Source organism: Dellaglioa sp. CoH-57-MRSF-19 (genome assembly GCF_056781975.1).
In genome coordinates this window covers 1-1,268 of record NZ_JBXAXW010000020.1, presented here as the reverse complement: position 1 = coordinate 1,268, position 1,268 = coordinate 1, and the positions used below count along the sequence as shown (strand labels likewise).

At 57.5% G+C, this 1,268-nt stretch carries 1 protein-coding gene; it reads right to left on the bottom strand.

The annotated features are described in order from the left end of the window. The coding region (locus AC1RO3_RS07870) for an SNF2-related protein (RefSeq protein ID WP_481763910.1) at positions 1-1,208 on the bottom strand (1,208 nt) is incomplete at its 3' end. Positions 1,209-1,268 lie beyond the last annotated feature (60 nt).

The following is a 1,268-nucleotide window of genomic DNA, read 5'->3' as shown; positions in this document are numbered from 1 at the left end:
GTGAACGAGTCAAAGAAAACGAACGGTCGTCGATCCAGTGCCTTTAGCTCAGGGCGGTTGGCGCGGCTGTTGCCTTGCTCCAGAGTTCCCGGGTTCCACACGACTTCAGTACGGCATATACGGCTCACGAACTGGAAGTTAATACCCTCGTTCATCGAGACTTCGACGCCCACCATCCAGCGAATGCGCGCCATTTTCTCGAAACGTCGGCCGTGCTCCACCTTGTTCTGAGCCTTGTACAGCATCCCGCACGCCTTCAGTTCAGGCGGTGCCAAACGCCACACCTCTTCGGCGCTGATCACGTTGTTTGTGAAGATCAGCACCTTCCCGTCGAACGGCCCGTACGGTACCTTCTTGCCTGTCTCCGGATCGATCTCTTTGCCGCCGAACAGGTGCGCCGCGACACGCTCCAGTACCATCTTCACTTTGGGGCTGTCACGATCTTCACCGCTCAGCAGTTGGTTACCCAGCGGATCATGACCGGGAGCCATTAGAAACTGTTCAAGCCGCGCCAGATACGGACGCAGCAGCGCCGAAAGATCAGTATCCGCATCTTCGTCGTGTTCGTTATCCTCAGCGTCCGCATCGTAGTCCTCGGCATCTTCCAGCATCGCCTTCCGATCGTGACGCCCCAAGAATCGTGACAGCTCGCTGTTTTCGCGCGCTGCTTCCTCGATCTTCTGGATTGTCTCTTCGAGGATCGAATCGTACACAGCCTGTTGGTTTGGCGTCAGGCGACAGCCGCCGATCCACTCGCGCTTGGTCGGAAGAAACGCGGCCCACTCCTTTCGCATGGCACCAGCCACCACGATCCGCGATTTGATCTTTCGCATGATCTGCTCTTGTGCCCCGGGCTTCCAGATTTTGACGCGGCCACCGGAAACCTGCTCTCCGTATTTGGCGTTGAATTCGTCCTTGGTGCCGAACAGCGTAGGGTCCATGGCCCCAACCTGCATAGCCATGTCCGAGGGGCTATCGTGGGCCATAGTGCCCGAGGCCAGCCGAATTTTCGGCACGTCACAGATGAGGCACATCGTGGCTTGCGTGCGCCCCGTATCGTTCTTCACCTTGTGCGATTCGTCCAATCCTGCGTACGAAAAGCGAAACTGTCGCAGAAAGTCAATGATTGGGTAGACCGTGACAGGCGTCGTGCCGTAGCACACGCTGTATTGTCGGTACATGAGAGCGTTGTAGTCGGCAACCACCACAGTGTTACGTGGCGCACCCTCCAACATCGCTTGCAATCGCTCGATACCGTGCACGCGAAC